Below are 26,860 nucleotides of genomic sequence, written 5' to 3' on the forward strand. Positions count from 1 at the left end.
AGTTGTCAGTTGTTAGTAGGAATTCCCAATTCTCAATTACATAGATTGACTCAAAAATAGAAATCCTACTTGCAACAAACCGACAACAAAACCTAAAACACCACCTAAAGTGACAATTGCTTGTAATTCATTTCTGACAATTCCCTCAATAGCATCTTCTAATTCAGCAGGTGAGGTGGCTTTTACTCGTTCCACAATCACTTGATCTATAGATAAAATAGGAATTGCTTGAGCAACAATAATTTCTAAATCTTGAGTTAAATACTTCTCTAAAATTAATGCCAAATCCCGTGCCACAACTTCTAAAGAAGTGTTGACAACGGCTGAACTACTTAACCGATTTAACAAGACAACAGAAATTCTTTCCCAGTCAGCCGATTCTGTTAATTCTTTGAGCAAGTCCCTACCACTATTTTGGAGATATTCACGCACACTATCTCTAATCGTTTTTCGCAGTTGACGGACTGTACCAACAGGAAGATTTTGCAAAGATAAATTTTGTAATAATTCCTTAATGCGATCGCGCATTTTTAAATCTTTAATTAATTCTTGCAATCTTTTATTAGTTGCTTCCTTTTCATCTAAACAAAATGTCCGTAACCGAGTCAAAGTATTCTTCAACCCAAACAGATTTGCCACTACCCAATAAGTACCACTGGTTTTTTCGCGAAAACTCTCATCAATGGTGTGAATTGTCCGATCTGTTAAAAAATCAATAATAACTTGTCGTAATCTATCGGGAGGTAAAACTATCTCTAATAACCAATCAGCTAACCGGACAGATTGTTCTTCACTAAGTTGAAACTCTAATAATACCTTATCAAATATTTGGTTAATTTGCGTCTCTAAAAATGTTTCTTGTCGCGCTAAAACCTTCAAAAGACGTGGTAAAGATTCACCCAATAAATCACGTAAAACTCCCGCCAAAATCTTAGTGCTACGAGGGTTTTTATCACCTTTAACTTGATCAACTACCAGACGTAATAACCAGAAAATTCCGCCTTGTAGTCGTTCAGGTTGCAGGAGTCTTCGCGCCAGATTTTGCATTTCCTCTGGAGTCAGTAGCGATTTCATAATCGCATTAGCAATATTTTGTCCTAACCGTTCCTGATTACTAGGAATTAAACCTGGCGTAAACGGGACTTTTTTCCCAAAAACATAAACTGCTTTATAGGGACGGAATAACATTTTTATGGCTATGTCGTTGGTATAATAGCCAATTAATCCACCCAGGATTGGGGGTGAGATATACAATAAAATTCGAGACAAATCCACAGGCTTTTGGATTAGGTAATGGGTAGTGGGTAATAGATAATGGGTAATTACCAATCATCTAATTACTACTAATACTCCCATCATACCGTTAGCAATGGGATAGTGTGTGACATCCACAAAACCAACTTGATGCGCTAATTCTATTTGCTCTTTCCCAGTAGGAAAGCGGTCTAAACTGGGGCTAATATAAGCATATTCGTCTTTTAAGCCGAGATTAGTGGCCATGGGAACTACAAGATTATCTAAATACCATTGTTGCACTGCGCGGAACTGTTGATTGTGGGGACGATGAAAGTCTAAAATTGCGGCTTTAGCTCCTGGTTTGAGAACACGGTATATTTCTTGGAGACTACTAGGAATATCTTTAACATTTCTTAATCCATAACCCATAGTGGCTGCATCAAAATAATTATCATCAAAAGGTAAATTTAATACATCTGCTTCTACCCAATTAATAGGAGGTAGGGGATAGTAATTTTTGCAGCGCTCTTGAGCAGTATTCAGTAAGTTGGCAGAAAAATCAACTCCGTAAACTTGACCTGTTACCCCTACATGACGTGCTAACCGAAAAGTTAAATCACCACTACCGCAGCACAAATCTAAGCCAGTATCACCAGGTTTAGCTGCGCTCCATTTGACTGTCATTTCTTTCCAAAGGCGGTGTTGTCCCCAGCTTAATTGATCGTTAAGTTGGTCATAAACAGGAGCAATACGATTAAATATAGCGCGGACTTCGTTACTCATTCGTTGAGGGAGTAGGGAACATTAAGTTTTTTGGCACTTTCAGGGGTTAGGCGTTGACAGCGAACTTGGTTTATATATCTCACTTATTTTTTCTGACTATTTTCATAATTAAAACACACATAATAGAAGAATATAGTTTCCCAACTTTATATTTCTTCGCACTCATCAGACAGTATTAACTTTAAAGACGCACTTTTTAATTATGACCGAAACACAGCCCAATCTTCAAAATCCTGCACAGGATACAGCACAGACAGCCACAGAATTATTAGTCAAGCTGAGACAAAAACAGGGGACTTGGGTGGAATGGGGACAAGCGATCGCTTACCTGCAAAAAAACGGTTACAATCCCCAAGATATCTTTGAAGCCACAGGATTTGAACAGATTCAACAAAATCAGGTGATTGTTGGCTCTCAGGTTTACAATTCTCTGGAAAAATGCGGCTCATCACCAGAAACATTGGCATATTATAGCACCAAGAGTAGTGATGTCTTATATGAATTGCGTGGATTAACCCAAGAAGACCGAGCCACGACTGCGGATTTGACATATCAATACAAACTTGATGCCGATGTAGTCAGGGATATAGCCAAAGCAGTGAAAGACTATTCTTGGTTTCCTACTTTACCCGAAGGTTTTAGTAAACATCCAGGAGATGCGATCGCTTATCAATCCTGGAAATACGCTAGACAAAAATCTGATTTATCAGAGCGATCGCGCTTAATTGCCAAAGGTTTACGCTTTGTTCACTCCGAAACAGCTAGAAAACAACTAGAACAACTGTTAATGGATTTTAGCGTTGCTCCCAAACTAGCTCCGCCTATTTTGCCATTTTATCGGCTAGAAATTGATGAAGACTTACCCCGGATTTTACCAGTAGTAGGTGAATTGCCATTAACTCCACAGGAATTAAAAGCCGTACCATTTATTACGGAAATTCAACCCTTTCGCATTGTTAAATTTGCCGGAGAACAAGCTTGGGTATCTTTACCAGGTTGGAAAGTGCTACTAAATGCCGAAGATCCTGTAGTTGTCATTGGTAAAAGCGATATTTTCCCCAACCCCCATCAAAATAAAGTTGAACCGATTATGATCGTTATAGATCGCGCTCAAAGAGAATGGGATATTTCCAACTACTTTGTGTTTGAAAACGGCGATAGTATTGACTTTCAATGGTTTGAAACCGCACCAGCAATTCCCTTGTTAGGAAAAATGATTGTTTTGGTTCGTCCTAAGAAAGTTCTTGATGAAGAATATACCAAAGATGCTTGGCAAATTGACGAATAATGCAATAGGAGTCACCGAGTCAGGAAGAAGAAATTAATTTAACAGTTTTGCGTAGATACAGCACTTCCCGGTGTTATGAGGTACATATCTAGCGGGCAAGATGCCCGCACTACAAGAGTTTCATGATTCAACTTTGTACCTCATAAGAGCGGAAACCGCTGTATGTAGGGGTTTAGCACTGCTAAACCCCTACCCGTACAATCAAGTAGTGAAGATATTTTTAGTATATAAGGTTGTACGTGACAATAACTTGATTCATGGAGATGTGCAACCAGAAAATAATTATGTTCGATAATTTACTGTAGGAAGATGACGACCTACATAGCCAATAATAACTTTTCCTGGCTGCAATGGAAAGAAATGAATCCGCCAGTTACAGGATCTTAACTTAATATGACGTTCAAAGAAACGTTCCTCATTATCAGGACAAGTAAATAGTCTTTCTTGTCCATATTTATTTAAAGTTGGTTCACTTTCTCCAGATTCATCAAGAGGATAACCTGTGACACTAAATCCTCCACTTTTCCAATTTTGACAACATTTCTGAAGTTCAATTAGGGTTTTATATACTGGTGCTAATTCTAATTGTCTATATTGAATATTTTTCAACTGTTTGCTGACATTATCACAAAATTCTAGATTAGGAAATAACTCTTCTTTTCTATCCCAAATTTCATTACCGTTCTCTATATTTATTTTGAAGCCTTCTTCTAACCAATCAGTATGTTCTCTCCCATGAGTGATGCAACTGGCGTGTTTTACAATATCATTAGTAATAATCAAAGGATCTTCTTCATCTTCATTTATTCTTATTACCTCTACCTCCAAAATACTAGTGTCCCACTGTGGCTCAGATTGTAAACTTATGGATAGAGAATTGTTAACGTAAGCATAATAAATTCCAATCGTATTCTGTCCTTGATAAGTTACCTGAATTTCTGGATCGGCAATATCTGGTAGAGGAGGATCATTTTTATCTTGTAAACTTCTAATTAATCTTCGAGCATCTATATCTACATCTTGATCATTACGCCATTGAACTAATAGATAATTTGGTGCAAGCTGTAAATTATTAAAATTGCTTTGGGTACGAAGTTTCTTTTTACAACTACTTGGAGTTTTAATAGCAAGTATAGTATTTATGAAATCTGTCATTAGTTGTCTTGCTGTATTAATATCAGTAGAAGAAGTTTGTAAGCAGAGTTCATTAAAAACGATTTCTAATTCCATATTTTTACTCTTCTACTGGCTCTAATAAAACCTCTAAACTTTTATCCCATTCATCAAAGAAACCATCTGGCCACTTATCAATTCTACCACTGCGATTAATACGCGGCGAAACTACTTCTGTAAAACCTTGTCCTTGTTTTTCCTGACGTTGAAAATAATGTAACTGTACATCTTCTGGTTTAATTTTACCTCCATGAACAGCAAGACGAATGCCATTTAAAACATGATCACTATGAGTTTCTATCACAACTTGAACACCACAACTAGCTGCAAGTGCTAATAATTCTCCCATTTTTGCTTGTCCTCTAGGATGAAGATGTGCTTCTGGGTTTTCAACTAGAATTAGTGTACCTGACAATGATGAAAGTATAGCTACAATAATTGGCAAGATGTAGGTAATTCCAAATCCTACATTAGTTGCACGGTAAGGATTACTATCACCATAAAAGTATTGAATATTCACCAATCCCATATCTGAACTTGATTTAATTTTTATGCGTGTTCCAGGGCTAATTTCTCTCATCCATGCTTCAACTTGGTCTATTAAACAAAAAGATTTAGCTTCTGGATGACTTAGTTGACGATTAGGAATAACATATTGATCTTCTATATTTTCAGAAAGAGCTAGAAAATCGGCTGTATATTCACCTCTAGTACCCAGTTGTCCATAAAAGAAGGATGAAGAATTTATTATTTCATTAAATGGACGGGGACCAATGCGCTCTGCTTGAAGGTAGTGAAATGTTACATCAAACAAACTAGATTCATAAACTTTAGGGTTAACTGAGTTTTCATCAACCATTTTTAAATTATTTGCTCCCTTTTTATTTAAATCATAATAAAAATGCCACACACCTTGACTACCATTTTCCCAACCTATTTCAAATCCAATATAAGGGAATTTTGCTGTTTCACAAAATGCATCTTGAGCAGTGCCAATATCAACTAATGTACCCTTTAGTGCTAACCATTGATTTCTTAATACCCCTTCTTCATTCGATTGACGGAGAAGCAGTAAGGATTGTAATACTGAAGATTTACCAGTGCTATTTAACCCAGAAAGTAAAGTTAGAGGTTTGAACTCTAGTAACTGATCTTCAAAAGCCTTAAAATTTATTAACCGCAGTGAATTAATCATGACAATACTTCCTGAATAATTTTACCAATAGTTTCAAATCTATACTCAACTTTCTTTGCCGCTTGGGATATGGATGCTAAAAATTCTCTATCATTATCTGCATATTCAATAAACTTGTCAATTAGTTGTTGCTTATATTTTTTTAATTTTTCTATATCTTCATCACTTAACTGACTAAGATGAAATGACCAAGATTCAAAAAGGGATTTATTAACTGGAAATCTCCTATTATTTTTGTGAGTAATTTTCCGAAAAGCACTATCTCCAAAAATATCATAAGCAGCCAACATTGCTTTTTTAAATTTTTCCTTAATATTTATTAATTCATCATCAGTTAAATTATTTATTTTAGATAAGGCTTCGCTCAAAAATACATCCCTAGTGTTTTCTTTATAATCTTTATAAGGAGTAAGCATAAATGCCAGATAACCAACTACAAATTCTCGATCATCCATACGTTTTTTCTTCACGCTACTGAGATTAATAACCTGTATAAATTCAGATAGACCTGTAAGTTTTCGCAAAAATTCATTGGCTTTCCCCGGGTTGAGAGCATGACGTAGTTCTTGATTTGAAAGACCCACGCCTCCAGTATTAATTCTTTTGAAAATATTATATTTTACTTCTATAGGAGTGCCTTTTTCAATTAAATAGACTGTAGGCTGAGTTTCTAGAATTCGTCGTTGGTATCTTGGTTCTAAATCATCATAAGTTTTACCATTAAGATTTGTCAGATATTCTAGTCCACTTAATGTAAGTCTTTTATCACTTTTATCACTAACAAAGTGCTTTAAAGCCGATAACCGTTGTAAACCATCTACAACTACCCATTCATCATCGTTAGTAGCATCTATATAGAAAGCTGGTAATGGAATGCGAATAAGAATAGACTCAATAAGTCGGCTTTTAGCTTCTGGAGTCCATATATTTGCCTGACGCTGAAAATCAGGTGCTAAATCAAGTGCTGCCTGATCAATTCGTCTTAATAATTGTTCAATTGTTGGTTGTCTCGTGGCAATATTAATTTTATCAGGATCATATTCAAAAGTTACTTTTTCATATTCTTCATCATCACTATCTTCCAAATCTAAAACTTCATTATCCTTGAAATCTGTCACGGCATTTACTCCTTACTCCTTACTCATTCTACTTAGAGGGTGTTTGAAAAGTTTTGAATGTATAGACTGACCCCTCTCCAAACCTCTCCCCTTGCAGGGGAGAGGCTTTAAAACCCCCATTCCCTTGCAGGGAAGGGGGGTAGGGGGGTTAGGTTTTTGGAGATTACTGGTTTGATATAATACTTTTCAAACAACCTCTTATATCCCCTATCAGATCCAAAATTTATCCTATCGCATCTTTAACCCAAAATCCAAATAATATTACGCTTCTGGTTCAATTCCCAAAGCCCGTAACTGTGCAGCCAAGCGATTTGCTCTTTCTTCACCAGTTAATAACAAATTACCTTGCAAATCCCACCACCGCAACCAGGGTAGTTCTGCATTTTGATATTCACCTTGCCATAAACCTAACTCCACACCCATAGGTGTAATTGAATAATGTCCTCGTTCATTTGCTGCTAATAACTGATATTTTCCACCAATTAATTCATAAACTTCTATACTGGCTTTATTCACTTCATAAATGCCATAAAAAGCAGGTTTAATAACCTGTTCATAAATCCATAATTTACCCTTCCAAGGCGTTTTATCTCTTTCTTCACTACCATTCCCCGAAACAAATTCTAACGCAATTAACGGCGAAATATATTCTTGCCAAAGGACATAGGAGCGTCGGGTTTTACCATTTAAGGTAGGTGGTACATTGGGAACATAGAACCAGTCTGGTGCTTCTGCACCTTTTTCTGGTGGTTCAGTAATACGCCAATAAATACCTAAATCCTGTCCAATAAAATATTGACTATCAGGATAAAGTTTTTGCAATACTGGTTTGATAGAATCAGTTAGTAGAATAGTTTGGGGATGTTCTTGCCAATTTTTCACGAACGTACCGTCCGACTCTGGGAGTTGAGTGTGGTCTGGAAGAGAGGTTTCTGGATAAGGGCGTAAGTCTGGATCTTCCTGGACATCAGTTGTAAAAGTCATTATGTCCTCCTGCTGGTGTGAGGTTTATTCTACTTTAGCAAAATTAGGGGGTAAAGCGATCGCCCAGCGCTCCGCAGGCATCGTACGATGTAATGAACCTACCTCTGTAGATATTCCTCTCATTGAGGATATTAACTTAAATCAAATTACACAGCTTGTATAAAAACTAATGACTAATGACCAATCACCTATTACTAAATTAACAGAGAATATTGCCCTCATTCGCGCCCAACTGCGCCCAGGACAGACACAAATGGCGGATTGGCAATCAGGTCCATTGGCGGTGTCTGCCGTGCCTGGAGCGGGAAAATCAACGGGAATGGCGGCAGCAGCAGCGATCGCTATTGCTCGTCAATATGAGTATTATTTAAATACAGGTAATAAGGATTATAAACAGTTAATTGTTGTCACCTTTACCCGTTCTGCAACTGCAAATATTAAATTTAAAATTCGGGAAAACTTAAAAAAATTATCTTTACCACAAACAGGATTTGCAGTTTATACTTTGCATGGTTTAGCCTTAATTATCGCTAGTCGTCATCCTCATTTATCCGGGTTACAGTTAGAAAATGCGACCTTAATTACACCGAATCAAAGTCATAAATTCATTCGGACAGCCGTAGAACAATGGATTACTAATTATCCTGAAATTTATCTGCGCTTACTTGCAGGACAGCAATTTGATGGAGAAGAAACCGAAAAACTCCGTCGTCAGTCAGTGTTAAGAACGGAAGTATTACCAGATTTAGCTTATACGGTGATTCATGAAGCGAAAAGTTCAGGAATATCACCCGCAGATTTATTCAAGTGGAGTGAACAAACTTCAGATAAATATGGAATTTTGAAAGTCGCAGCCGGATTATATGCACAATATCAAAAAATCATGCAGTTGCAAGATTTCATTGATTACGATGATATGATTTTAGGGGCTTTAAAAGTTTTAAAAAATCCTAGTACCTGCCGGATTGAACAAAATAAAGTTTTTGCTGTTTTTGAAGATGAAGCTCAAGATTCTAGTCCCCTACAAACAGATTTATTAGAAATACTCGCTAGTCAAGAATTTGGAGATAACTTAGATAAATCCGCCTTGAATTTAATTAGAGTTGGTGATCCTAATCAAGCCATTAATTCTACATTTACACCTGCTGACCCGATTTATTTTCGGGAATTTTGCGAAGATTGTCAAATTCAAGATAGACTAGCGGAAATGGATCAAGCTGGTCGTAGTACACAAATAATTATTGATGCGGCTAACTTTGCTTTAGAATGGGTAAATAATCAGGATTTTGCCAAAACTAATCGTAGACAACCACCATTTAGAATTCAGAAAATTCAACCAGTTAATCAAGAAAATGGCAATCCTGAACCTGTGGGACAAGGTTTGGAACTTTATACTCCTAGAGATATTCATCATACAGTTGAATTACTTTCCCAAAGAGCAATTGAACTATTTACAGAAAATCCCCAAGCTTGTGCAGCGATATTAGTGCGAGAAAATCGTCAAGGAAGATGGTTAGCTGCGGCTTTAGAACCAATATGCAAAGAACATAAAATTAAACTTTATGATGTGGGAGAAAAAGAACGCCGTTCTCATGTTCCTCAAGAGATTTTATCATTATTGCAGTTTTGTGAGCGTCCCCATTCTCCCGATTATCTCAAAGCTACTTTAGATGTTCTCGTCGAACGGCAATTAATTCCGACTCAAGATATTAACACTCTAGCTAGTCTACCCGAAGAATTTTTATATCCAAGTCTTTTAAGCGCACCCCAAATAGAAATAGTCCAAAAAGCAGCTCATCTTTGTCGGAGTTTACTTAGGGCTTATTTAGAACTACCATTTTATCAAATAATTTCCTTTTTTGCCTTAACTTTAAAATATGATCAGGCCGAATTAGCTACTGCTGATAAACTTGCAGAACGGGTAAATTTGCAAATTTTTGGGAATAGTTCTATGGGGGCAATGATATTAGCTTTAAGTGAAATTGTCAGTTCCGAAAGATTTGAATCTGTAGAACCAGAGAATGTGGAAGCACAATATACTAAAGCAGGGCAATTAACAATTATTACCATGCACAAAGCCAAAGGGCTAGACTGGGATTATGTATTTTTGCCTTTTCTTCATGAAAATTTAATTCCTGGCAGATTTTGGATTCCCCCCCAAGGACAATTTTTAGGTGATTTTACTTTATCAGAAGTCGTCCGCGCCCAAATTCGTGCGGGACTTCACAAAAAACCTATACCTGATATTCCTCAAGCTTGGGAAGAATCAAAATACCTGAAAATCGCCGAAGAATATCGTTTACTTTATGTTGCCATGACTAGAGCCAAAAAACTTTTATGGATGTCTGCGGCTCAAAAAGCCCCCTTTACCTGGAGTAAACCGGAGAATTTACAAACATCAGCCCCTTGTCCAGTTTTTGCAGCTTTAAAACGGCAATTTCCGCGCTGAAATTGGGACGGGACTAAAATAATACTCTGATAAGCTTCAAATCCCATGACTTTTCCCAATTACCCAATTCCGGCGAAAAAACCGCGCTAATGCCGATTCTTCCAAAGATAAATAAATTGGTCTACCATGAGGACAGGTACGCGGGTTGCGGGTTTGTTGCCAATTATCTAATAAGGTCTGCATTTCTGGTAAACTCATTTTTGTACCATTGCGAATTGCACTCCGACAAGCAACAGCAACTTGAGCAGTTTGTAGATCTCCTCCCCAACTTAACTCTAAAATGGCATCAGCAGCATCTTCTCGTTGTTTTAACATATTAGGGATGTTTCGCACTGCCCAAAGTTTATCACCAAAAGGTTCAATATCTAAACCAATCCGTTGTAATTGGGAAACCTGCGCTGGTGATAATTGATAAATAATAATTGGAGTTTCCACAGGGACTAATTGCCAATTATCACATAATTGTTCATATAATACTCGTTCATGGGCTATATGTTGTTCTATTAACCACATTCCTCCAGAATGTTCAGCCACAATATAAGTATTACTGACTTGAGCAATAGCTTTTAAATAATTTTGATTTTCATTACTTTGGAAATTTTGAGAACTTTGAGAATTGAAATTATATTCACCTTTAGATTCTGCTACTTTTAATAAATTACTAACTCTGGTTGTGTGAACAGATTCTTTTATATTAGTTTCCGAAATCCGCAATGATTTATTAATGGCTTCAGTAATTTGTTCTTGCCAAAAAGGTAGTTCATTCAGATAAATTTCTGTTTTCGCAGGGTTACGATTCCAGTTAATTTGTTCAGGGGAAATAGTTAAATGTAAAAAACAAACAGGATAGCGATCGCGTGGTAATGTTTTATGAAAAGCTGAAAATATTGTCTGTTCTAATTCCGGCGATTTAATCATTCTCCCATTAATTGCCACTTTCACCCAATCAGGACGATGACGATGACATCTATCGGGTAATCCTATCACTAAATGCAAAGACCAATTTTCCCGATTGGGGATTTCTAAATTTACCTCATGTAAATCATCTTGTCGGACTTGGGTGAGAATCTGGGGAATTAGTTTTCCCACAGTTAATGCGGGACAAATCGTAAACCATTCTTTATCATTTTGCCAAACTTGATAATTAACATGAGGATGACATAAAGCTATTTGTTGAATTATCCCTTGTACAGCTTTTAATTGCTGATTTGTCGGAGGTAAACCTTGACGACGGTTTTCACAATTAGCAAATAAATTATTAACTGTTACGACAGTACCAGGAGCGATCGCCGCAAAGTCTACTTCTGTTACTTCTCCTTCATTATTATAATTAATTCGCCAGCCTTCACTTCCCCCTAAAGGACGACTTAAAACTTCTAAATTTGCCAGAGTTGTTAAACTATGTAAAGCCTCACCCCGAAACCCCAAACTGTTAATCTTCCATAAGTCTGCACTAGAATGAATCTTACTGGTACTATGTGCAGTTGCGGCTTGTTGCAAATCATCCAAATTCATCCCATGACCATTATCAGCCACCCGAACTCGCCACAGTTGCGGCCATAAAGAAACAACAATGCGCGTTGCGCCAGCATCAAGAGAATTTTCCACCAACTCCCTGACAACAGCTACCAAAGAATCAATTACTTCTCCTGCCGTAATTAAATATACAACTTCTGTTGGTAAGGCTTGAATAGTAGATACCATAGGAGGAATTAACAATTAAAAATTAAAAATTAAGTATTTTTTGAATCTAGAGAACATTAGCTTACAATATTATGATTACAAAAGATTAATTTTTAGAATCTGCTGTCATTCTAAAGAAATCCGCATTAAGAAGAGATATTTGGTAGATTTCTGATGATATTAGCCGCAGAAAAAACTTATGAGTATTGATTTAGTTGCTGATGTTAATGACTTAAAGACAAGTCTTCAATGGGGTCAACCTGCTTTTACAATTATTGATGTGCGCGATCGCTCAACATACAATCATAGCCGCATCACAGGAGCGATTTCTATCCCCCTCAATGACTTAGAATCTCGCGCCCAAGTATCCCTCTACAGAGAACGCCAAATCTATGTTTATGGCGAAAATGACAGCCAATCAGCCCAAGCTGTGAGAACCTTACAATTCCTCGGTTTTACCACAGTAGCTGAACTGGGCGGTGGCTTATCAGCCTGGAAATCCATTGGTGGTGCTACAGAAGGCGTAGAAGGTTAAAGGAGTAGGGGGAGTTGGGGAGGTAGGGGAGGTAGGGGGAGTTGGGGAGGTAGGGGAGGTAGGGGAGGTAGCGGAGGTAGCGGAGGTAGGGGAGGTAGGGGAAGTAGCGGAGGTAGGGGAGGTAGGGGAGGTAGCGGAGGTAGGGGAGGTAGGGGAGGTAGGGGAAGTAGCGGAGGTAGCGGAGGTAGCGGATAAAAGAATCTTGCCTCCCCCAACTCCCCAACTCCCCCAACTCCCCCAACTCCCCAACTCCCCAACTCCCCAACTCCCCAACTCCCCAACTCCCCAACTCCCCAACTCCCCCAACTCCCCTGTTCCCTACTTCAACAACCCAGTTAACAAAGATGCTGGACGTTGACTGTGAGGCCAAGCAAAAGCATGGCGGAAAGCTGCATCTTGACAAGCTTGTAATTGTTGAAAATTAATAATGTCGTAAGTCAAAAGATTTTCATATTCAAACGGGAGACGCATATTATGTAATCCCGCATTATCCGTACAAATAGCGATATCAACTCCCGCTGCAAAACAGCGGTCAAAAACTAACTTGAGTTGGCGAATATCCTCTAAAGTTCCTGTTTTCAAGTAAGTTGTCGGACAAACTTCTAAACATTGTCCTCTTCTAGCAACTTCTGGCAGCAATTCAGGATACAAAAGCGGAATTTGGATACCGTGACCAATTCGCATTAAATAGGGTAACAATTCGGGATAACAACCATCCTTAGTTTCATAAAGATGCCCCGTGGTGTTAATACCCAGTGAATGGGCGTAATTATATAAACTGATCCATTCTGCCATTCTTTGGGCATAATAGCGATCGCCACCAGCCATATCTACCGCACAGACATATTCTCTATTTTGCGCCGCCAAATCAATAATTGCCTTATTTACCTCAAAAGATAAACGGGAGTGCATACAAAGAATTTGACTAGTAACAATGGGATATTCGGGTACATGACTAGATTTACCCACAACATCTACAATCTCCGCCATCTTATCAATTCTTTCCTCTTGACTCAAATGTTCAGGAGTTCGCAAATAGGGAGTATAGCGTAATTCCAAATAAGCCAAATTCTCAAAAATATAAGCACCACGTAATAAACGGTAAATGAAGTAAGGTAAAGTCTCCACCGTTTGCACACTTTCCACAAGGGTATGCAATTCTAGATATTCATCCAAAGTATTACGAGGACGAGTATAAAAATCTTCAAACTCTGCATATTCACCAAAGCGAGAAATCAACTCAGTATTATGACGCTGGAAATATCGCCATAGGACACGAGGGACAACGGAACCACCTAAATGCCGATGTAATTCTGCATATAAAGCCATAGTGGTATTTCACCAGAAAAATTTCATCAATCTTAACAAAAACCACTATAAAAAACTAGGACTTACGAATTGACAAAGTTTACCACTTGTCTATTCCCAATTGCTGATTTATAAAAAGAAATATCAAGCTTGTAGTTTAAATCAACATTTTTTCGCCAATTAGTGAGATAATGAGTTCGTGAGGACAAGAACAGACATAACTATATTGTGAGAGGGGGAAATTGTATGAAACTTCAACTATTAGCCGCTATGGCCTTGATAACTCCCCTGTTTCTAGCTAATTCAGTTCAAGCTGGAAGCCAAAAAGATTTACAGAAACTTTTGTCAACTAGAGAATGTATCCAGTGTAATCTATCAGGACTCAACCTCAGTGGCACTCATCTAATTGGTGCAGACTTGCGAGGCGCAAATCTTCAGGGTGCTAACCTTACAAATGCTAACTTAGAAGGTGCTGACTTGACCGGAGCAAACTTAGCAGGTGCTAACTTAACATCAGCCTTTGTTACCAACGTCAATTTGAAAAAAGCCAATTTAAACGGTGCAAATCTTACCCGCGCCACAGTCAATGATTCCAACGTCTATCAAGCATCAATGGACAATCTTAACATTACCGATGCTGGCATATATAACACAGGGATTGGTATTGGTGGCGAAGATGGAGCTATGTTCCCTGATTGGGATTAAGTAAATTAACTTAGGAAACTCCAAAAAAAGAGGCTATAGATAATTAAATTGTCTATAACCTCAAAGTAAATCTTGTTATCAAACTAACTGATTAAGCAAACGCCGCTTTCTTTAATACATCCACTTTATCAGTGTGTTCCCAAGGTAAATCCAAATCAGTTCTTCCTAAATGACCATAAGCTGCAACGTCCTGATAAAAACGTCCGCCTCTTTCACTTGGTAAGTTACGTAAATTGAAGACATGGATAATTCCCGCTGGACGGAGTTCAAAGTTTTCTTTGACTAAGTTCAACAGAATTTCATCATCCACTTTACCTGTACCGAAAGTATCAACAAAGATACTGACAGGACGCGCTACACCAATGGCGTAACTTAGCTGCACTTCACATTTTTCTGCTAACCCAGCCGCAACAATATTTTTTGCTGCATAACGAGCCGCATAAGCCGCAGAACGATCTACTTTCGTGGGGTCTTTACCGGAGAATGCACCACCACCATGTCGAGAATAACCACCGTAGGTATCAACAATGATTTTCCGTCCTGTTAAACCGGAATCTCCTTGGGGTCCACCAATGACAAACTTACCAGTGGGGTTAACTAAAAACTTGGTTTCCTCACTTGGTTTGATAGCAATATCACCAAATATAGGTTCTACTACTTCTGTCCACAGGTCAGCCTTAATCTTAGCCTGTACCCCAGCATCATCGGTAATATCCCCAATGGTAGCTGTATGTTGGGTAGAAATTAAGATGGTGTCAATGCCTACAGGTTTGCCATCTTCATAAACAATGGTAACTTGGGTTTTACCATCAGGACGCAGGTAAGGGAGAATACCAGCTTTGCGAACTCCTGCCAATCTTCGGGCAATGCGGTGTGCTAAACTGATGGGTAAAGGCATCAGTTCTGGGGTTTCGTTACAAGCAAAACCAAACATGATCCCTTGATCACCAGCACCGATTTTATCGAATAGTTCTTCACTATCCTCGGTTCTGGCTTCTTTAGCAGTATTTACACCTTGAGCAATATCCGCTGATTGTTCATCCAAGGCAATTAGAACACTAGCGCTATCCGCAGAAAAGCCGTTACCAGCGTCAGTATAGCCAATTTCCGCAATTTTTTTACGGGCAAGATGGACATAATTGACATGAGCTTTAGTGGTAATTTCTCCAGTAATTAGCACCAAACCAGTATTGACTACAACTTCTGCTGCTACACGGCTATTAGGGTCTTCTGCTAATAGCGCGTCAATGATGGTATCCGAGATTTGATCACAAATTTTATCTGGATGACCTTCTGTAACTGACTCGGAAGTAAATAAATAGCGTCGAGACAAAGGAATTTCCTCCTGATAGATTCTTTTCACTAATGAAATACATTAGTTACTAATTTCTGAAATCATAACAATAATTACAGTTTTTGCAATAAGTATCTTTTATCCCAGTGTCTAAAGGCTTGTATGTATAACAAGAGGCACTCAGATCCCCGACTTCTTTGAGAAGTCGGGGATCTTGTTGTTGAAGTTCTAAGAGGATGTTTTAAAAGTTTTTAATGTGTAACCAGACCCCTCTCCAAACCTCTCCCCTACCAGGGGAGAGGCTTTAAAACCCCCATTCCCTTGTAGGGAAGGGGGGAAGGGGGGTTAGGTTTTTGGAGATTATGGGTTTCATATAATACTTTTCAAACAACCTCTAAATAGCCTGAGATTTGATCACCGTTACGGTTTTGGTAACTATAAAGGATACAATACTTCAAATACACGGTAGTGGTAACTATATCTTTATAAAACGACGGTGATGAAAAAAATTCTTATTTTAACCGCTAACCCCACCAACACAAAACCGTTGCGTTTAAGTGAAGAAGTCAGGGAAATCAAAAGTGCTTGGGAGCGTTCCCAAAACCGTGAACAATTTGAAATTATTGTGGAAGAAGCAGTCCGTCCTCAAGAATTTCGTCGTACCCTATTAGATCATAAGCCAGATATTGTGCATTTCTCAGGACATGGTGGAGGAGAACAGGGTTTAGCTTTAATGGCAGATAATGGAGAAGCCTTTTTAGTTAAAGTTGCTCCTTTAGCTAAATTGTTTAAAGCATTACAAGAAATCTTTTTTATTGATTGTGTTTTTCTCAATGCTTGTTATTCAGATGTACAAGCAGAAGGTATTTATCCTTATGTTAATTATGTCGTCGGGATGAATCAAAAAATTGGTGATCAAGCCGCTAAACAATTTGCTATTGGTTTCTACGATACTTTATTTGCAGGACAATCAATTAAAAGTGCTTTTGATTTAGGATGTAATGCCATTGAAATGGAAAATATTCCAGAGCATTTAACTCCGGTTTTGAGGACAAAAGATGCAACGACTAAAAAAGCTATTATTCAGGGTGTACCTGAGTCGAAATCTGAACCTATTCAACCAAGAGATATTAATATTCCTTTTGAAAATTTAGATGGTCAAGTTCCTCTAAATTCCCCTTTCTATGTTGAACGTCCTCCCATTGAGGCTAACTGTTATACTGCTATTGTAAAACCTGGGGCATTAATTAGGATTAAAGCACCTCGACAAATGGGGAAAACTTCATTAATGAGTAGGATTTTACATCAAGGAGAAAAGCAAGGTTATCAAACAGGATTTATTAATTTATGGAGTCGAGAATTATTTAAAAATCTGGATAGTTTTTTAGAGTCTTTTTGTGCCAATGTCAGTTTAGAATTAGGGATTGAAGAAAAGATAGATCAATATTGGAAACCTCAACGTTATAGCAGTCAAACTAATTGTACAAATTATTTCCAATCCTATCTTTTAAAAGAATTGAAACAGCCTGTAATTCTAGGATTAGATGAGGTAGATAGAATCTTTCAATATAGTGAAATCGCTGATGAATTTTTCACTATGTTACGTTCATGGCATGAAAAAGGCAAAAATAATGAAACTTGGCAAAAACTGAGATTAGTTATTTCCCATTCTCAGGAAGTTTATATTTCTTTGGATGTGAATAAATCTCCTTTTAATGTGGGTTTACCAATTGATTTAAATAAGTTTAGTTTAGCACAGGTTCAGGATTTAGTTAAACGACATGGATTACAATGGTCAGATACAGAAGTTAATCAATTAATGGGGATGATTGACGGTCATCCTTATTTGGTGAGAACGGCATTATATCATATTGCCACTAACGACTTAACTTTAAAGCAATTTTTAGAAATTGCTCCCACTGAAGAAGGATTATATGAAGACCATTTGTATCGTCATCTTTTAATTTTGGAAGAAAATAAACAACTAAAATCAGCTATGTTAAAATTGGTTAATAGTGATGATGCCGTTACCTTAGAACCGATTTATGCTTTTAAATTAAAAAGCATGGGATTGGCAGAATCAAAAGGTAATAAGGTAATTCCACTATGTAATTTATATCGGCTTTATTTTGGCGATCGCTTGCAATATTAATAGATATCATTTAAAATGATGACAATCAAATAAATCTAACCACTGATAATTGGTAATTGGTGATAAAATCCCCATTCTCATCCTGTTTATCCTTTAATCCTGGAAATCCTGATTCAGACATAAAAATGGAAAATTTAAACTCAGTGAATTATGAATATCAAGTAGGTGGTTCGCTCCCAGCTTCTGCTCCTACTTATGTTACCAGAAAAGCCGATAATGAACTATATCAGGCTATAAAAAAGCGAGAATTTTGTTATGTGTTAAATTCTCGACAAATGGGTAAATCTTCTTTAAGAGTTCAAACAATGAAACGACTTAAAGAAGTAGATGGATTTGCTTGTGCTGCTATTGATTTAACTGAATTTGGTTCAGCTAATATTACCCCTTTACAATGGTATTCAGGAATTATTAATGAATTAATTAATACCTTTGAATTAAATGAAAAATGTGATATAGACAGTTGGTGGGATAAATATGATCAAGAATCTTTGTCTGCGGTAAATTTCTTTGGTAATTTTCTGCGAGATATTCTTTTAAAATATGTTGATTCAAATATCGTTATTTTTATAGATGAAATTGATAGTATCATCAGTTTACAGTTTAATATAGATGATTTTTTCGCTTTAATTCGCTCTTTTTATAATCGTCGAGTTGATAATGTTGAATATAATCGTCTGAGTTTTGTGTTATTAGGAGTAGCTACTCCCAGCGATTTAATTCAAGATAAAACGCGGACTCCTTTTAATATTGGTTATGGCGTAGAATTAACAGGTTTTACTTTTGCAGAATCTCAAGCATTAGCAAAGGGATTGAGTGTTAAAACCAATCACCCAGAAAAGTTATTAGAATTAATTTTAAATTGGACTGGAGGACAACCTTTTTTAACTCAAAAAATATGTAATTTAGTTTTAAATGATCCCTCCCAAACCCCCTTAGAAAGTGGGGAGTATGCAGAATGGTTAGAAAATTTAATCAGAACTAACATTATTGAAAATTGGCAAGCAAAAGATGAACCGGAACATTTACGCACTATTGAAAGACGGATTTTAATTGATGAACAAATGGCAGGTGAATTATTAGATATTTATCAAAAGATTTATCAACTGGGAGAAGTGGTTAGTCAGAATACTGGAGAGGAAGGAAAGTTACAGTTGTCGGGTTTGGTGGTAAAAAGAAATAATCATTTACAAGTTTATAATCCCATTTATCGAGAGGTGTTTAATCAACAATGGATTGATAGTCAATTAGCTGCTTTACGTCCCTATTCTGAAGCATTTAGGGCGTGGTATAATTCAGGTTGTCAGGATAGTTCTTGGTTATTACGAGGAAATGCTTTAAAAACAGCAGAAGCATGGGCAGAATCTAAGAATGTAAGTTTTCAAGATAAACAATTTTTAGCCGCTTCTCGTCAGCAGGAAATTGAAGAAGAAATCAATGAAAGGGAAAAGGAAGCTGAGTTAGAAAGGGAAAGAAAGGAGAAAGAAGCCGCAGAAAGAGCAAGAATTATTGAGGAAGAAGCTAGAAAAAAAGCAGAAAAACAATTAAAGAAAGCTAAAAAAACAGGAGGATTAGTTTTATCTATTAGTGTAGGTTTCGCTATAGTTTTTGGAATAACCGCATTTATAGCAAAACAAAATACTACGAAAATGGAACAAAATATTTCTAAAATCAGAGAACTATCAGCAGTAGCTTCTCAACTTCAACAAACAGGACAAAATAATGAAGCTAATCAATTTTTAAATATTGCAGGTTTGGTTTTACAAGAAAAAATCAAAAACCAAGAACTTAAAGAAGCTTTGTTAGATAGTTCTCTGGTTTTAGGATATGAATCTTTAAAAACAAAAAAGGAGAAAAATCCACAATTAGAATCAAAATATAACAAAGCTAAAGAAGACTTGAATAAAAGTTTTGAAAAATTACCAAAAGAAAATAATATTGATAAAAATGATTCTAGTTATTTAGCAACTCTAGTTTATATTTACTATGTACAAGGTAAATTAGGAAAATCATTAAATAATTACAAAATAGCCTCAGATAAATATAATCTTCTCAAATCTCAATTAAGATCTTCTAATACTAATTTATTTAAGTTAAAACTCAATATTCTCTACAATGGTAATCCTGATATTGTAGCTTCGCTTTATCGTCAACTTAATGATTTAGATAAATCAAATACAGTTTATTATGAATCTTTAAAAGCACATTTATTAGATGAATTAGACTATTTAATGAAGCAAAATAGATGGAAAGATGCAGATTTAAAAAATTCGGAGTTTGTTTCATTTTTCGCTAAAGGTGAATTAAGTTTTAAAAACCTTCAATGTCAGGATTTAAAAAAAGTAGATAATTTATGGGTTACAAACTCAAACGGAAAATTCGGTTTTAGCGTTCAGAAAGAAATATTTATAAAAACAGGCACTTTAGATTTTGACTCGAAAAGGGGAACATTTACAAAATGGAGCGAAGATGGGTATAATAGTTTTGGCGAAAAGATGGGATGGAAGATGGGCAAAGAGGAAAGGGGAAATTGGATAGCATGGAAAGAACTACCCGTTTGGGGTATTATAGAAGAAAATAATAATAATTTAGATAGTGTGAGGAGGGGTACGTTACCAAGGTGGAGTTTTGGCGTGAACTACCCTTCTTCCTGGCAGAGACTTGTAGATTGTAATATATAAGCCATGAATCATGCAAATATATTGATTATCAGACAAGTAGTTTTCTACAATTTCTGCCCCTAACTCATTTTTGAAAAAAGCAATTAAAGCACAAGCATCTAAAATAATATTCATCTTGCTAATTTTCCAAAGCAATCTCTATCTGTTTCTTACCTGCAAAATCATCGCTACTTGTCGCCAGATTAGAATACTTCCCTCGTAATGAATGAATTATAACTTGCTTAGTTTCCTCTTCTCTTCTTTTGCGGAGTATTTCAAATAGAAAATCTTGATCTTCTTTTGGGTTATCTCGTTCCTAGTCTCTGACTAGGAATGCAGTTAATGAGGCTCTGCCTCTAATTTGATTGAAGACAGAGCCTTCTAGAATTCATTCCCAGTCAGAAACCGGTAACGAGATAAACCGAGAACCGCTAGATGATAATATAAATACTAACTTAATTAAAAGATAATTTACCTTTATGTCACAACTCACACCGATTCAATTAGAAGACGGAACAATTATTTATATCGAAGCATCAGAAAATATTGCTGAACCTATTCCCCAACCTCCAAAAAATGAGAACCTAGATTTTCTAATTCCCACCCCTGAACAAGCAGACCGCAGTTTTGGCTTAGAAAAACTGAATGAAAAACTGAATATTAAAGAACAGGGAGACAAACTCCAAAAAACTATTCAATCTTATTCAAAACATATTATTCAATCCTTCAAAGATTTAGCTTTAGCCGAAGTTTCTGAAGTTACATTAGAATTTGGGGTTAATGTCGGAGGAATGACAGGAATCCCTTATATTGTCACAGGAGAAACTAGCAGTAATATCAAAATTACTGTTAAATGTAAATTTAATCAGAAATAAATTTTGTCTGAATCAGGTGGTTATCGAGCGAAGTCGAGATGATATCCACCGATTAAAGGATGTACAGGATGTTATTTTTGAATTAGTCTAGGAATTTTCGGTAATTTATAGTGTTTAGAGAATATTGTTTATTTTAGGCATTTACCAAATATTCTTTTCCACTTATCATCATAATCCTTAATTCTACTATCAAAACAATATCCAAATAACCATCCTGCAAATCCTCAAATCCTGGACATCCTGAGATTCTGACAAAATATTCACTTAATGCTACTAATATCAAATAATATCCAAATAACCATCCTGCAAATCCTCAAATCCTGGACATCCTGATTCTGACAAAATATTCACTTAATTCTACTATCAAAACAATATCCAAATAACCATCCTGCAAATCCTCAAATCCTGGACATCCTGATTCAGACAAAATATTCACTTAATGCTACTAATATCAAATAATATCCAAATAACAATCCTGCAAATCCTCAAATCCTGGACATCCTGATTCAGACAAAAAAGAGGGAACATTTAAATATGTTCCCTCCACTAATTTTTGACACAAACTGCTGTTTTAGACTTGAACCGCTAGTTTTGCTTCTTTAGCTGTCAATCGTTCATAAGCATCACGCATTTTCAACCCTGTCAATACTTGGAATAAACCAGTACCATTATTAGAACCTGGATATTCACGGTGTTGTAATAACAAGTGAGTCATCTCACCTTGATATTTAGTGGATGTTTTGCTCAAATGAGTTTCGATGTAAATTATTTCATCGAGGTTATCAAATTGACCATCTACTTCTAAAACTGAGACGTAACGACCATAGTAAACATCAGAACCGTAGTAAAGTTGCATACCGGGGTAAGAACAGGTCAGTTTGCGTCCGCAAGGAGTCCACTGAATTGTTGAACCTTCGTCAAACAGGTAGCTGGGTTCAAAGCCTTCTTTATCTTCCCGTTGTAACATCCGTACCCGCAAAACTTTACGTTCTGTATCGTTTTTAATTAAGTTTGTGGGTAATACTTGCAGAACCACGTCAGCAAATTCTCTTTGTGGTTCGATGAATTTTTCAAAATCAGGTTTACGAGAATTGATTTGTGCGAGAACATCTTCATAGCGGTGGCCTCTTTCAGCCATATCCCGTTGGATTTTCCAAGCAATTTTGACTTCATCACTGATATCAAAGTAAACGCTGAAGTCTAAAAGCGCTCTTACCCGTTCATCGTATAAAGGATGCAGCCCTTCTACGACAATAATATGATTTGGCTCAATCCATTCTGGTGGATCAATCATACCTGTCTCGTGGTTATAAATCGGCTTATGTATTTTTTGACCTTCTTTGAGAGCTTTAATTTGCTCATACATCAAGTCAAAGTTATTTGCTCTGGGATCAAGTGCAGTTATGCCTGTTTCTTTACGTTGTTTACGATCTAGGCTATGATAGTCATCTAAACAGATAACTGTCATAAATTCTTCGCCAAATAAATCAATCAACCGACGCAAAAACGTAGATTTACCGCACCCAGAGTCTCCGGCTACTCCAATTAGTACCACGCGTTCCGGCTTAGTCATAAATTCCCTCTAAATACTAAATGTGTCAATCAATAATTTTTCTCACAGCAGATTTTGAATCTAGGAGCTTACCCCAAAAGTATCGTCCCACGTTCTGGCTATCCAGCATAACGATGACAGATTTAAACAAATAACTTATCCGCCTATAGCAGTTACTCGTCCTAATTAGCCTAATTTTATAGCTGGTAAGTATTTAATCTTAGTGTTGCCCTAAATTTTAACAGAAGGGGTGTACTCTCACAAGACTTATGCTCAGAAAGAATTTAGTTCTCTAGCAATTATCTGTTTAACATTCTGCCACAGATGATACATTTTTTTTAGATTTGAGAGAAAATAGGAGTTAGGACTTCGACTTCGCTCAGTGACCAGTCAGAAGAAAGAAGGAAAAAAATAGGTTAGCGCACTGTCATGCTAGAATGGGACAAGTGGTTTTATTTCAGTAACCAAACAAGGTTATAATATACTCTTTAGGGATATTTTCTGAATGGAAAGGCTTGTCCTCATACCCAGGATTTTTGTAGTGCCAATATACTATAAAATCCTGTTTTGACAAGTCTCAAACTATGTATTTTCGGAAAAAAAGATTAAAGTGATTCACTATTAACATTCTCGCAAAGACTTATCCTCTAATTTAGAAGGTGAACAGGTGTGTTTTTTGCCATACCTACTGGTCTTGGGCGAGTGGACAGAGCAAGGCATCATGATGAATGATGTTGTTTTCCCAGATGGCTAGTTTTGTGATCCGAAAATCCGGTAAACTAAAGCTCGCAGAAGGATGGGAATGATTTTTTTTGATAAACGGTTAAGTAAATATCGGAGTGGTATAAGGAATGTACAATCAAGGTGCTGTTGAGGGTGCTGCCAATATAGAATCAGGTAGCCGCGTCTTCGTTTACGAAGTGATGGGTTTGCGTCAGACTGAAGAAACTGATCAGACCAACTACCCCATTCGTAAAAGTGGCAGTGTATTCATCAGAGTACCTTACAACCGCATGAATCAAGAAATGCGACGGATCACTCGCCTGGGCGGTAAAATTGTTAGTATCCAACCTGTTACAGCTTTAGAGCAAGTCAACGGCAAAGTTGAATTGGTAGCTGCTGAGATTACAGTTAGCAGAGATTCACAGCCAGTCAACGAAATAGTTGAATTAGCAACTGCTGACATTCCCGTTAGCACAGAAGTTAAAGCTGAGGTAAATGCTAATGAAGAGGAACATGGTAAAGCCACACCTGTAAGTAATGCTAGTGAAGCTAAAGGCTTTGCTAAATCACCAGCTAAGGAGAAAAAAGGCCAGACCATGACTCAAGCAAAAGCTAAAAAAGATGCTCATGCTGATGTTCCTGTGAACATTTATCGTCCTAATGCTCCGTTTATTGGTAAGTGTATTTCTAATGAAACCTTAGTTAAAGAGGGCGGAATTGGGATTGTTCAACATCTCAAGTTTGACCTATCTGCCGGCAACTTGCGGTATTTAGAAGGTCAAAGTATCGGGATTATTCCTCCTGGCGTAGATAAAAATGGTAAGCCTGAAAAACTCAGACTGTACTCCATTGCTTCTACTCGTCACGGCGATAATCTCGATGATAAAACAATATCCCTATGTGTTCGTCAGTTAGAGTACAAGCATCCAGAAACAGGTGAAACAGTTTATGGTGTTTGTTCTAGCTATCTGACTAAAATCAAACCAGGTGATGATGTTAAAATCACAGGTCCTGTTGGTAAAGAAATGTTATTACCTGAAGATCCTGAAGCTAATGTAATCATGTTAGCAACAGGTACAGGGATTGCACCAATGCGGACTTACCTGTGGCGGATGTTTAAGGATGCAGAAAGAAAAGCTAACCCAGAATATCAATTTAAAGGATTTTCTTGGTTGCTGTTTGGTGTGCCAACATCTCCCAATATTCTTTATAAAGAAGAATTGGAAGCAATGCAAGAGAAATATCCCAAAAACTTCCGTCTTACCTATGCTATCAGCCGGGAACAAAATAATCCCGCAGGTGGCAGAATGTATATCCAAGACCGAGTTGCGGAACACGCTGATGAATTGTGGCAGTTGATTAAAAACGAAAAAACCCACACTTACATCTGCGGTTTGCGCGGTATGGAAGATGGTATTGATGCAGCTTTAAGTGCTGCTGCGGCCAAAGAAGGTGTAGTTTGGAGTGATTACCAAAAAAACCTCAAGAAAGCCCACCGCTGGCACGTAGAAACATACTAATTTGTTATTGGTCAGTGGTCATTTGTTATTGGTCATTGGTTATTAGACAATTAAAAGCAGATAATTAGTAGGTAGGGCTTATGGCTCTGCCTACAATTGTTTTATGTAAATTTCATGTGGGTGCAAAATCTGTGGCTGTTAAATTAGGAATACTTGGATTAGGTACAGTCGGAACGGGGACAGTTCAATTGTTGCAAGACAAAGTAGGTCGTCATCCGCTGTTACAGGAAATTGAAATATATCGGGTGGGTGTGCGATCGCTCACGAAACCCCGTGCTGTAGAATTATCATCAGAGGTGATAACTACGGATTTAGAAGCCATTGTTAATGATCCAGCCGTAGATATAGTTGTAGAGTTAATGGGGGGATTAGAACCCGCCCGCACACTCATGTTGGCAGCTATTAAAAATGGTAAGCACGTAATTACCGCCAATAAAGCCGTAATTTCTCGATTTGGTGCAGAAATCTTCACCGCTGCTAATGAAGCAGGTGTCTATGTGCTGCTAGAAGCTGCCGTTGGTGGCGGTATTCCTGTAATTCAACCCCTGAAACAATCTTTAAGCGTTAATCGCATTAGCGCTATCATGGGCATTGTCAATGGCACAACCAACTATATCCTCACCAGGATGCAAACAGAAGGTAGTGAATTTGATCATGTCTTAGCAGATGCTCAAAAATTAGGTTATGCTGAAGCTGACCCGACAGCGGATGTGGATGGTTTAGATGCTGGAGATAAAATTGCTATTTTGGCATCTTTAGGATTTGACGGGCGAATCAATCGGGAAGATGTCCATTGTGAAGGAATTCGTCAAGTTACAAAAACAGATATTGCCTATGCTGCTAAATTAGGATTCGTAATTAAATTACTAGGAATAGCTCAACATTTAGATGAAGATAACTCCCAACTTTCCGTGAGAGTTCATCCTACCCTAGTTCCCCACAGCCACCCTTTAGCTAGTATTAACGGTGTTTATAACGCTATTCTGATCGAGGGAGAACCGATAGGACAAGTGATGTTATTCGGTCCTGGGGCTGGGGCTGGGGCTACCGCTAGTGCAGTATCATCAGATATCTTAAATCTTGTTGCTACCCTCAAAACCAATACCACGAAACCAAATTCTCTCCTCGCTTGTAGACATCAACATTACTCGCAAATTACCCCCATTACCGAGTTAATAACCCGTTTTTATGCCCGTTTCCTCAGCAAAGACCAAGCGGGAGTCATTGGGAGATTGGGAACTTGTTTTGGTAATTATGGCGTGAGTTTAGAGTCAGTTGTCCAAACTGGCTTTCAGGGAGAACTAGCCGAGATTGTCGTTGTTACCCACAATGTCCGGGAAGGGGACTTTAGACAAGCATTAACAGAAATTCAAGCAATGGAATCAATAGACAGTATTCCCAGCGTATTACGAGTGCTTTGAAACATAAAAAGATCAAAATATCCCCGACTTCTTTGAGAAGTCGGGGATATTGTCATTCTATTATTAATTAACAATAAGATAGTTCTTCCTTATCAAATTCATGATAACATTTTTAAAATTGTTTGTCAATACCATAAATCTCTTTTTTCCCGTTGGCGTTTTTGCGTTTTTTAGCGAAACATTATGGGGTGATGATGTATACTTAACAC

At 37.2% G+C, this 26,860-nt stretch carries 20 protein-coding genes; 10 read left to right on the forward strand and 10 right to left on the reverse strand.

The window, feature by feature from the left end; genetic code table 11:
- Positions 1 to 36 precede the first annotated feature (36 nt).
- Together FJR08_RS07585 and ubiE are read right to left on the reverse strand one after the other, a co-directional pair.
- Complete coding sequence (locus FJR08_RS07585; RefSeq protein WP_168632756.1) at positions 37 to 1,275, reverse strand: DUF445 domain-containing protein; 1,239 nt, start codon at positions 1,273 to 1,275, stop codon at positions 37 to 39.
- A 54-nt stretch (positions 1,276 to 1,329) separates the two neighbouring features.
- The gene (gene ubiE / locus FJR08_RS07590) at positions 1,330 to 2,019 is read right to left on the reverse strand and encodes a bifunctional demethylmenaquinone methyltransferase/2-methoxy-6-polyprenyl-1,4-benzoquinol methylase UbiE (protein WP_168632738.1); all 690 of its coding nucleotides are present in this window, start codon (positions 2,017 to 2,019) and stop codon (positions 1,330 to 1,332) included.
- Between the two features lie 202 nt (positions 2,020 to 2,221).
- Here ubiE and FJR08_RS07595 point away from each other — a divergent pair, with 202 nt between their 5' ends.
- A complete protein-coding gene (locus tag FJR08_RS07595) occupies positions 2,222 to 3,307 on the forward strand; it encodes a RuBisCO accumulation factor 1 (protein WP_168632739.1) in 1,086 nt (361 codons plus the stop codon).
- Between the two features lie 282 nt (positions 3,308 to 3,589).
- Here FJR08_RS07595 and FJR08_RS07600 read toward each other — a convergent pair whose 3' ends face one another.
- The 4 genes from FJR08_RS07600 to FJR08_RS07615 all read right to left on the reverse strand — a co-directional run bounded on the left by FJR08_RS07600 (position 3,590) and on the right by FJR08_RS07615 (position 7,777).
- Positions 3,590 to 4,537: a hypothetical protein gene (locus tag FJR08_RS07600; RefSeq protein WP_168632740.1), complete on the reverse strand. Its 948-nt coding sequence runs from the start codon at positions 4,535 to 4,537 to the stop codon at positions 3,590 to 3,592.
- A 4-nt stretch (positions 4,538 to 4,541) separates the two neighbouring features.
- Entirely contained in the window at positions 4,542 to 5,675 is a 1,134-nt protein-coding gene (locus FJR08_RS07605; protein WP_168632741.1) for a DUF3696 domain-containing protein, read from the reverse strand.
- Positions 5,672 to 6,793 (reverse strand): DUF262 domain-containing protein, encoded by a 1,122-nt coding sequence (locus tag FJR08_RS07610; RefSeq protein ID WP_168632742.1) that lies wholly within the window; start codon positions 6,791 to 6,793, stop codon positions 5,672 to 5,674. Before FJR08_RS07610 ends, FJR08_RS07605 begins: the two co-directional genes overlap by 4 nt.
- A 261-nt stretch (positions 6,794 to 7,054) precedes the next feature.
- Positions 7,055 to 7,777 (reverse strand): Uma2 family endonuclease, encoded by a 723-nt coding sequence (locus tag FJR08_RS07615; protein ID WP_168632743.1) that lies wholly within the window; start codon positions 7,775 to 7,777, stop codon positions 7,055 to 7,057.
- A 1-nt stretch (position 7,778) separates the two neighbouring features.
- Between FJR08_RS07615 and FJR08_RS07620 the strand changes: the two genes are divergently transcribed.
- Positions 7,779 to 7,940 carry a hypothetical protein gene (locus FJR08_RS07620; protein ID WP_168632744.1) on the forward strand — a complete coding sequence of 54 codons (162 nt, stop codon included), beginning with the start codon at positions 7,779 to 7,781 and terminating at the stop codon, positions 7,938 to 7,940.
- A 6-nt stretch (positions 7,941 to 7,946) separates the two neighbouring features.
- Entirely contained in the window at positions 7,947 to 10,226 is a 2,280-nt protein-coding gene (locus FJR08_RS07625) for an ATP-dependent helicase (protein ID WP_168632745.1), read from the forward strand.
- Between the two features lie 36 nt (positions 10,227 to 10,262).
- Here FJR08_RS07625 and mutL read toward each other — a convergent pair whose 3' ends face one another.
- The gene (mutL, locus tag FJR08_RS07630) at positions 10,263 to 11,930 is read right to left on the reverse strand and encodes a DNA mismatch repair endonuclease MutL (RefSeq protein WP_168632746.1); all 1,668 of its coding nucleotides are present in this window, start codon (positions 11,928 to 11,930) and stop codon (positions 10,263 to 10,265) included.
- Between the two features lie 178 nt (positions 11,931 to 12,108).
- On the opposite strand from mutL, the gene FJR08_RS07635 reads away from it, so the two are divergent.
- The gene (locus tag FJR08_RS07635; protein ID WP_168632747.1) at positions 12,109 to 12,444 is read left to right on the forward strand and encodes a rhodanese-like domain-containing protein; all 336 of its coding nucleotides are present in this window, start codon (positions 12,109 to 12,111) and stop codon (positions 12,442 to 12,444) included.
- Positions 12,445 to 12,762: 318 nt separating this feature from the next.
- On the opposite strand, the gene FJR08_RS07640 is transcribed toward FJR08_RS07635, so the two are convergent.
- Positions 12,763 to 13,773 carry an adenosine deaminase gene (locus tag FJR08_RS07640; RefSeq protein ID WP_168632748.1) on the reverse strand — a complete coding sequence of 337 codons (1,011 nt, stop codon included), beginning with the start codon at positions 13,771 to 13,773 and terminating at the stop codon, positions 12,763 to 12,765.
- Positions 13,774 to 13,998: 225 nt separating this feature from the next.
- On the opposite strand from FJR08_RS07640, the gene FJR08_RS07645 reads away from it, so the two are divergent.
- Positions 13,999 to 14,457, forward strand: a complete 459-nt coding sequence (locus tag FJR08_RS07645; protein WP_015080189.1) for a pentapeptide repeat-containing protein — start codon at positions 13,999 to 14,001, stop codon at positions 14,455 to 14,457.
- Between the two features lie 91 nt (positions 14,458 to 14,548).
- Here the strand turns inward: FJR08_RS07645 and metK are convergent, their stop codons facing one another.
- The gene (gene metK, locus FJR08_RS07650; RefSeq protein ID WP_015080190.1) at positions 14,549 to 15,790 is read right to left on the reverse strand and encodes a methionine adenosyltransferase; all 1,242 of its coding nucleotides are present in this window, start codon (positions 15,788 to 15,790) and stop codon (positions 14,549 to 14,551) included.
- A gap of 460 nt (positions 15,791 to 16,250) precedes the next feature.
- Between metK and FJR08_RS07655 the strand changes: the two genes are divergently transcribed.
- The 3 genes from FJR08_RS07655 to FJR08_RS07665 all read left to right on the forward strand — a co-directional run bounded on the left by FJR08_RS07655 (position 16,251) and on the right by FJR08_RS07665 (position 21,435).
- Positions 16,251 to 17,903, forward strand: a complete 1,653-nt coding sequence (locus FJR08_RS07655) for an AAA-like domain-containing protein (RefSeq protein ID WP_168632749.1) — start codon at positions 16,251 to 16,253, stop codon at positions 17,901 to 17,903.
- A 125-nt stretch (positions 17,904 to 18,028) separates the two neighbouring features.
- Entirely contained in the window at positions 18,029 to 20,581 is a 2,553-nt protein-coding gene (locus FJR08_RS07660) for an AAA-like domain-containing protein (RefSeq protein WP_168632750.1), read from the forward strand.
- 458 nt (positions 20,582 to 21,039) lie between these two features.
- Positions 21,040 to 21,435, forward strand: a complete 396-nt coding sequence (locus FJR08_RS07665; RefSeq protein ID WP_168632751.1) for a CU044_2847 family protein — start codon at positions 21,040 to 21,042, stop codon at positions 21,433 to 21,435.
- Positions 21,436 to 22,006: 571 nt separating this feature from the next.
- Here the strand turns inward: FJR08_RS07665 and FJR08_RS07670 are convergent.
- Positions 22,007 to 23,008 (reverse strand): phosphoribulokinase, encoded by a 1,002-nt coding sequence (locus FJR08_RS07670; protein ID WP_015080196.1) that lies wholly within the window; start codon positions 23,006 to 23,008, stop codon positions 22,007 to 22,009.
- An 830-nt stretch (positions 23,009 to 23,838) separates the two neighbouring features.
- Between FJR08_RS07670 and petH the strand changes: the two genes are divergently transcribed.
- Together petH and FJR08_RS07680 are read left to right on the forward strand one after the other, a co-directional pair.
- Positions 23,839 to 25,230, forward strand: a complete 1,392-nt coding sequence (petH, locus tag FJR08_RS07675; RefSeq protein ID WP_148760192.1) for a ferredoxin--NADP reductase — start codon at positions 23,839 to 23,841, stop codon at positions 25,228 to 25,230.
- A 131-nt stretch (positions 25,231 to 25,361) separates the two neighbouring features.
- The gene (locus FJR08_RS07680) at positions 25,362 to 26,651 is read left to right on the forward strand and encodes a homoserine dehydrogenase (RefSeq protein WP_168632757.1); all 1,290 of its coding nucleotides are present in this window, start codon (positions 25,362 to 25,364) and stop codon (positions 26,649 to 26,651) included.
- The last annotated feature ends 209 nt before the right edge of the window (positions 26,652 to 26,860 follow it).

It is taken from the genome of Dolichospermum sp. UHCC 0260 (genome assembly GCF_009711985.1).
In the GTDB taxonomy this organism is placed as follows: domain Bacteria; phylum Cyanobacteriota; class Cyanobacteriia; order Cyanobacteriales; family Nostocaceae; genus Dolichospermum; species Dolichospermum lemmermannii.